8 protein-coding genes are annotated in these 8,254 nt (G+C 29.2%); 2 read left to right on the forward strand and 6 right to left on the reverse strand.

Going from position 1 to position 8,254, the window contains the following annotated elements; genetic code table 11:
- Nucleotides 1–284: 284 nt before the first annotated feature.
- The 3 genes from ACI32A_RS05885 to ACI32A_RS05895 form a co-directional block, all read right to left on the reverse strand.
- The gene (locus tag ACI32A_RS05885; RefSeq protein WP_439754110.1) at nt 285–1,028 is read right to left on the reverse strand and encodes an HAD-IIB family hydrolase; all 744 of its coding nucleotides are present in this window, start codon (nt 1,026–1,028) and stop codon (nt 285–287) included.
- 9 nt (nt 1,029–1,037) lie between these two features.
- The gene (gene mgtE, locus ACI32A_RS05890; protein ID WP_439754111.1) at nt 1,038–2,435 is read right to left on the reverse strand and encodes a magnesium transporter; all 1,398 of its coding nucleotides are present in this window, start codon (nt 2,433–2,435) and stop codon (nt 1,038–1,040) included.
- Between the two features lie 186 nt (nt 2,436–2,621).
- Entirely contained in the window at nt 2,622–3,419 is a 798-nt protein-coding gene (locus ACI32A_RS05895) for an HAD-IIB family hydrolase (RefSeq protein ID WP_439754112.1), read from the reverse strand.
- 28 nt (nt 3,420–3,447) lie between these two features.
- Between ACI32A_RS05895 and pepF the strand changes: the two genes are divergently transcribed.
- On the forward strand, nt 3,448–5,217 hold the full coding sequence (gene pepF / locus ACI32A_RS05900) for an oligoendopeptidase F (protein ID WP_439754113.1): 1,770 nt from the start codon (nt 3,448–3,450) through the stop codon (nt 5,215–5,217).
- Nucleotides 5,207–5,749: a rhomboid family intramembrane serine protease gene (locus tag ACI32A_RS05905; RefSeq protein ID WP_439754114.1), complete on the forward strand. Its 543-nt coding sequence runs from the start codon at nt 5,207–5,209 to the stop codon at nt 5,747–5,749. Before pepF ends, ACI32A_RS05905 begins: the two co-directional genes overlap by 11 nt.
- A gap of 109 nt (nt 5,750–5,858) precedes the next feature.
- Here the strand turns inward: ACI32A_RS05905 and ACI32A_RS05910 are convergent, their stop codons facing one another.
- The 3 genes from ACI32A_RS05910 to ACI32A_RS05920 form a co-directional block, all read right to left on the reverse strand.
- The gene (locus tag ACI32A_RS05910; protein WP_439754115.1) at nt 5,859–6,530 is read right to left on the reverse strand and encodes a hypothetical protein; all 672 of its coding nucleotides are present in this window, start codon (nt 6,528–6,530) and stop codon (nt 5,859–5,861) included.
- Between the two features lie 82 nt (nt 6,531–6,612).
- Nucleotides 6,613–7,479 (reverse strand): hypothetical protein, encoded by an 867-nt coding sequence (locus tag ACI32A_RS05915; RefSeq protein ID WP_439754116.1) that lies wholly within the window; start codon nt 7,477–7,479, stop codon nt 6,613–6,615.
- Nucleotides 7,476–8,156: a LytR/AlgR family response regulator transcription factor gene (locus ACI32A_RS05920; protein WP_439754117.1), complete on the reverse strand. Its 681-nt coding sequence runs from the start codon at nt 8,154–8,156 to the stop codon at nt 7,476–7,478. The genes ACI32A_RS05915 and ACI32A_RS05920 overlap by 4 nt, the downstream gene beginning before the upstream one ends.
- Nucleotides 8,157–8,254: the final 98 nt, after the last annotated feature.

Raw genomic sequence — 8,254 nt, forward strand, 5'->3', positions numbered from 1 at the left:
ATTCAATTGTTTTATAAGTTACTCCGCAGTTTGAACATCTTTATTTCTCCTTTTTGTACTTTCATCTTATCATATTTAGAAATCGTAATATTGGTTATTTATTACACAATATCCTATTGTTTTTACATTTACTAAGTATGGCAAATATATGACATCTAACAATTATATAAATTATCGAAATAGTATCAAGTCAATATCAAAACATATAAATACATATTTCATTATCGTCTTCTATTCTAAAAAAACCGGTCTTATTTGACCGGTTAATATCGAAAATATAAATATTATACTTTCTTTTCAATGATTTGAATTGCATCGTAAACAGATTCTACAACATGATGTGAATGTTCTTTGACTTCTTTTGGCGAATAAACAAATGAAAACGATTGATCACAGGCATCCAGCATAGGAATATCATTATAGTTATCTCCAATACCACAAAGACAATCCAATTGAAAATGATCTTTGATCCAATGGCAAGCATTTCCTTTTGAAACGCCTTTATTCACAACATCGACATATAAACCATTTCGATATACGTCTACCCATTTACCAAAAGCTTCTTCAATTTCTTTTTGAATTTGAATGGCATCTTGTTCACAATTTGTAAATGTTGAAATATCTAATATATGTTCTTGTGGAAGTGTATCATAGTCTACAATAATCTGATGTGAATGTAATTTCTGAATTTCTTTTTGAATTACATAAATATCTTCTTTTCCTACATGTAAATACATTTGATATTTTTCATTGAATTCTTTTACAATTTGATATGCTATTTCATATGGAATTGCACTTTCATACAATACATTTTCATTTTTATCTAAAATATAAGAACCCGTTGAAGTAATATAAAAATCACAATCCACTTTTCCATTTAAAAACCAATACATATGTTTAATAGGACGTCCTGTACACATTCCAAATAATGAATGTTTTTGAAATGAAGCAATGGCCTTTTGATCTATTTCCTTAATTATTCCATCACAATACAATGTTCCATCAAAATCACTTGCCAATGCTTTCATACTCTTCTCCTAATAAAACTTAAAAATCTCAATCAATAATAACCAGGCCATTCCATAATACGTGATCACTGCCACTAAGTCATTGACCGTTGTAATCAATGGTCCAGATGCCACAGCTGGATCGACTTTGATTTTATGAAAAAACATAGGTACCACAGTTCCCACAATACTGGAAATAATCATGGCCACTAATAAAGCAATGCCTACACATCCACTAATACAAAATCCATGAAATATGTCATAGCCTTTAAATAAAATCAAATACAATCCAATACATAATAAAGACAAAAACCCAAGTAAAAATCCATTACAAAGTCCGACTTTAGACTCTTTAAAAATCAATCCAATTTTTTGTTTCCCACTTAAATTCTCATCCATCAAAACACGAATCGTTACTGCCAATGACTGTGTCCCTACATTTCCGGCCATATCCAAAATCAATGACTGAAAACAAACAATAATAGCAACTTTTGAAACAACACCTTCAAAAACACCAACCACACTAGAAACTAACATACCTAAAAACAACAGTGCAATTAGCCAAGGCAAACGCTTTTTCATACTTTCCTTTGTGGTTTCATTTAAGTCTTCTTCTGCTGTTAAACCGGCTAACTTAGCATAGTCATCACCCATTTCATCATCGACAACTTCAATGATATCCTGAGCCGTGATAATTCCAAGAATTTCTTTTTTTTCATTTAATACCGGATACGAATCCTCGGCATAGTCTTTGATTCGTTCAATACAATCCGAAATAATTTCATCATCCATTACATAAGGATAAGAAGTCACAATTAAATCTTCTAATGCATCATTTTCTCGCGCACAAATTAAATCTTTTAACGAAATGGCACCATAAAAAACATTCAAAGAATCCGTAACATAAATCGTCATAATATTATCGTTTTCCCCTGCTTGTTCGACCACCGATTTCATTGCCTGACGAATTGTACAATTATTTTGGATTTGCACAAAATTAGTTGTCATATAAGACCCGATTTCATCGTCTTCATATGACTGAATTAATTGAATATCTTCTTTTGACTCATCGTCCATCAATTCAATTAATTGATCCTGAACCTTTTGGTCCATGTCTTCTAACAAATCTACCGCATCATCGGCATCCATATTTTCAATGATTTTGGCTACATTCTGGATGTCCATTTCCTCTAAATATAGATCCAAATCTTCAATATAAGAGAAAACATCCGCAATACGATCCTGGTCTAAAACAGAAATCAAGCGCTTACGAATTTCAGGACTAACTTCTTCAAAAGCCTGTGCAATATCATTTTCATGATAATCTTCTAAATATTCTTTTAGCGTTGCATCACTTAATTCACTGTTCAATAAATCAATGATTTCCTGAACATATAAACGATCATCTAAAATTTCTTTTTCTTCCATATTTGCCTCCTTTTTAATTCAGGGACAAATTCATGAAAAAATCTATTGTCTAAAAAGAATAGACAACGGAATATCTAAACATGAACTCGGCCCACTACTATCACAATTGTCCATTCTTTTTCACCTCCTAAGACCCCTTTATTATATGTCGAACAAAAATATTCCACAACAAAAAAAAAGAATCACTCAGGATTCTTTTAGTATATATTCATAAATACCTTGGGCAACTGAATCAACCAGGACATCTGCTTGTAAAATACAATCTGGATGTCCTTTTTTCATAGCCATAGATAGATTCGAAATTTCAAACATCGATACATCATTTTCTCCATCGCCTATGCTATATATATTTTCTTTTGAAATTGAAAAAAAATCGCATAAGAAAGACAGTGCCTTTCCTTTAGAAGAAGACGACGAATAAATTTCCGTATATCGATTTTTCGGTGCATTGGTATTGGCTTGTGCCATAGAAGGAAATTTACTTAATTGCTTTAATAATTGAAAATGAATTTCTGGTTTTAAAGTATACATTTGAAAACATTCCACATCTTTTTGAGTAGATTTTAAATATGAATCAATTCGATTGACTTTTAAATACTTTGTTTTATTATTTTTTCTAAGAAACGAATACAAAGTACCAATCCATCCTTTTTGAAGAACCATTTTTCCATCAATATTGGCGCTTATATAAAAAGAAGGAAGCGATTGTAAAAAAGAAAGACTCTCTTGATTTGAAATACAAGCTTCATATATTTTTTCTTTTGTTTTATAGTTATAAATGACAGCTCCATTGGAACAAATCACAAAATCAATGCAGTCTAATTCATTCAGTTGTGCAGGAATCATGTCTAAGCTTCTTCCTGTACAAGGCACAATAAGATAACCTTGTTGATGCGCTTTTTGAATTGCTTGTAGATTTTGTTTTGAAATTCGATTCAAACAATTTAAAGTTGTTCCATCTAAATCAAGAGCCAGACATTTCATGTTTATATTTTATCACAAGGAGGCCATTATGATTACACGCAGTCAACAAAAAGAAGAAAATACATGGAAACTCGAAGATATTTATGAAAGCGATAAAGAATTTGAAAAAGAATATCAATTGATTCAAAATCTTCTTCAAGAGTTTCAATCTTATAAAGGAACACTTAAAAATATAGATTCCTTAGTGCAAGCATTAAAAACATACGAAAAAATCAATTATTATTTCGGAAGAATCTATGTCTATGCCAATCAAAGAAACCATCAAGACGTAGGCAATAGTTTTTATCAAAAACTCAGTGGACAAGCCCAGTTACTCGCTGTGCAATTATCACAATCCACTTCCTGGTTTGAAGTTGAAGTATTAACACTGGATTCCATTGAAGATGAAAAACTACAACCATATCATCGTTTCTTAGAAAGTATATTCCGTCAAAAAGAACATGTACGTGATGAAAAAACAGAGGAACTCTTAGCCAAGGCATCGGATTTAGGAAGTGCAGCCGATTCCATTTATTCTATGTTTAATAATGCAGATATTCATTTTGAAGATTGTATAGATGAAAATGGTAAAGAATATCCATTGTCACAAGGAACCTTTATTTCGTATTTAGAAAGTAAAGACCGTACTTTAAGAAAAAGTGCTTTTACCCATTTATATAAAGTCTATGCTCAATTTAACAATTCTTTATCGGCAATGTATTATGCCAATGCCAAACAAGCAGATTTCTTTAGTAAAGAACATGATTTCAAAAACACATTGGAAAAAGAACTCTTTTATAATGAAATTCCAGTGCATGTATATGATAATTTAATTCAAACCATTCATGATCATTTTGAACCTATGCACCACTATGTTTCTTTACGAAAAGAAATATTGGGATATGAATCACTTCATATGTATGATTTTTATGTGTCTTTCGCACAAAATGTAGATAAACAATATACATTTGAACAAGCCAAAGAAATCGTAAAAGAAGGATTAAAACCACTGGGACAAGATTACATTGATTTACTACAAGAAGGATTTGATTCTCGCTGGATTGATGTCTATGAAAACAAAGGAAAACGAACAGGTGCTTATTCCTGGGGATGTTATGGATGTCATCCCTTTGTGTTATTGAATTATAATAATACATTAAATGATGTCTTTACTCTTGCCCATGAAATGGGACATGCTTTACATACATATTATTCCAACACAAATCAATCCATTTTAGATAGTGATTATCGAATTTTTGTAGCGGAAGTCGCTTCGACTTGTAACGAAAGCTTATTAATTCATTATTTATTAGAAAACTCAAAAGACAAACAAGAAAAAATATATTTAATGAATTATTTTCTGGATCAATTTAAATCCACAATGTATCGTCAAACCATGTTTGCAGAATTTGAAAAAATCACACATAATTTAGTGAGCCAAAATGAGGTATTAACTCCAGATATATTAAATGAAACTTATCTACAATTGAATAAAGATTATTATGGAAAAGACATCGAAGTTGATGATGAAATTCAATACGAATGGTCTAGAATTCCTCATTTCTATACACCATTCTATGTCTATCAATATGCCACTAGTTTTGCGGCTGCCATCGCGATTAGTGAAAAAATCATTCATAAAGAAGAAGGAATTGTCGAAAATTATAAAAACTTCTTAAAAGGTGGATGTTCTCAAGATCCGATTTCTTTATTAAAGCAATGTGGCATCGATATGTCAAAACCCGATGCAATCATACAAGCATTAAAAACATTTGAAAATTATATTGAACAATTAGAGGAATTAATCCATGAAAATTAAGATTAACGCTCCTGTTACCATTGGCTTTGTTCTAATGTGTCTTATTGTTTTATTGATTACACAAACTTCTCAAGCCATTTTAATGAAATATTTTGTGACGTATCGATCCAGTTTAATGGATCCTTTCACGTATATTCGATTGATTTCCTATATTTTTGGACACTCAGACTGGTCACATTTTACCAGTAATATGACTTTTATTTTATTACTGGGTCCCATGATTGAAGAAAAATATGGTTCTAAAAAATTATGTATCATGATAGGAATCACAAGTATTATTGGTGCTTTGTTAAATAGTCTTCTATTTTCAAATACTGCTTTATGCGGCGCTAGTGGCATTGTCTTTATGATGATGATTGTTTCCAGCATCACTAGTGTCAAACAAAAAGAAATTCCATTAACTTTAATTCTTGTTTTTGTGATTTTTATTGGAAAAGAAATATATAGTGCTATTATCGAAGATGACTCCATTTCTCAGTTAACACACATTGCCGGTGGATTCTGTGGCGCCTATTTTGGACTAAAACGATAAGAAATTATCGTTTTTTTTAGCCATTTACTCTATTAAAATTTGGCCATTTACTTGAATAAAAGAAATTCAAGTAAGAACCATAAAAGGAAAGATAAAAAATTCTTTCCTTTTAATTTAATTTCTGTATTGAAACATCTAAATTCTTATATTTTGAATTCAAACTTGCAACAACTCGCAAATCTTCTTTTTCAAATAAAACATAATTTTTACTATTTTCTATTTGATTCCAATTTGAAAAATCAGAAACAAATTCATTAAATTCATTTTGATTCACTTGATAATAACGCATTTGAAAACAAGATGCATTATCTTCAATAATTCGATATTCTTTTTGAAGTAAAGGAAGCAAATGATATAACTTTCCCTTATCATCTATAGAAATTTTTTTATCTTTTTCTTTTTGTTTCAAGTCTCTATCTATATATTGCTGATATTCCATTTCTTTAGCTTGTTTAACTAAAATAGAATCTGGATTTGTATCGACATCGATTGTCTCCATCACATTTCCATCTTCATCAACTATTTGACAACCCCCAACAACAAATCCATCTCCTATATAATAAACAAGCACATCATCATCCAATCCTTCAAAACGTTCTTCTACATATGCCTTGGCATCTTTTGTGACATATTCATCTTTTGAATGTAACCAAATATCCTGTGTATTTTCTGTTGTTGATAGATAACTAAAATAATGAAATAAAGTATGATTAGATGGACGAATCAATAAAGATAGAACACAAATCAATACAATGATTCCTAAAATTATTTTGTATTTCATTTTTGAATTTCCTTTCTATCTTCATTATAGAAACGAATAAATTCAATACAATACAATGAGTCTAAGTGGTATTATTATTTGTCTAAAAGGTCATAATAAGTTTTGTAGAAGTATTCATTTCTTCGATCGAAAACAATATTCCCTTTTTATCTAACTCTTTTTTTATTTTTTCATTACAACTTCCACTAAATAAAAATTCAATACAATTTTGTTCTATGTTTTGAATATAAATAAAACGATAATCTTGAATCAAACAAGACTGAATGATTTGATCCATAATATATGAAAAAAAAGTATATTGTTCTTTCAATGTTAGAGAATGAATCCTTAATTTTTGAATATAAATTTCAACTGAAATTTGATATAAACGCAATATTTCTCTTTTTTGTTCTAATATCAATGAAAATAAAGGAGAACCTGTATATAAATAATTGAATTGTTCTCTGGCATCATTCGACAAACGATCCAATTCATTTTTTATGCCTGTATAGTCTTCATGCTCAATCATTTTATTTAATTTTGCATAAGCATGCAAATTATCATGAACAAAATGATATAATTCACTATATTCTTTTTTTGCATACAAAGACTGAAAAAATTTATTTTCTTTTTTACGAATCCAGTAAACCATCAAAAAAGTACATCCATAATAAATAATTTGGCTTATAATGATTTCAAAAAATAACGGAAACGAAACACAATATAGAATCGTTTTTGACAACAAAAACAGAGAAACATAAAACAAGAAAACATATTGTATGTCTCTAAAATCAAAAGCATATACAGTAAATAAAAAATATAAAACTATTTGAATCAGGAGAATAAATGGGACATCAAAATAAAAGAGTCCAAACAACAAGACATTACATAGTATAAACAAAATCCATTTTTCATGTTTTAATTCTTGTTTTGAAAATAAAAAAATAAAATAAACTGCATCTAAAATCATAATCTTTGAAGATAAAACTGATATTTCCTTTCCACTTCTTTTTTCATTCTTCTTGAGATAGGAATCTTATTATTGTTCTGAAGAATCAAAACCGTTTTTTGTATTTCTTTTATATAATTCATATTTACAAGAATAGAACGATATATTTGAACAAACAAATTTTGTGGACAATTTTGTTTAAATTGATTAAGTGTAAAATTTGTCTGAATTTGTTTTCCATCTCTACAAAAAAGGACCAATTTACGATTATATATATCTACATACATTATGTCTTCAAATAAAACTTTATACGGATCATGTTTTAATAATAAATATTCATTATTCGATAAAAAACGTTCTTTTAGAATCCATTCCATTTGTGTTTCAAAATATTCTTTCTGTAATGGTTTTAGAAAATAGCGACACGCATGAATATGATAACCAAATTCCAGATACTTTTTAAATCTTGAAACAATTATAATAAGAGTCTCTTTTTTCAATTGAGCCCCTAATTCCAATCCATTTTGATCCTCTAATTCCATATCCAGAAAAACAACATCAAATATATCTAAATCAAGTCCTTTTTCATATATATAAAACTGAACATCCAGTTTTAATTTCAGACAAACATTTTTTAGATAATTCTGTATTTGAAATAAATCTTCTTTATTATCTTCACAAAACAATATACGAATCATATTTCTAATTATAAACCGCTGATTCATCAAAATAAAGGAATCTACATAAAGTAGGCGATAGACTTTAAAATCTACCGCCCCTTATCAAACCGTACGTG

The organism is Floccifex sp., assembly GCF_051873555.1.
Taxonomy (GTDB): Bacteria; Bacillota_I; Bacilli_A; order Erysipelotrichales; family Erysipelotrichaceae; genus Floccifex.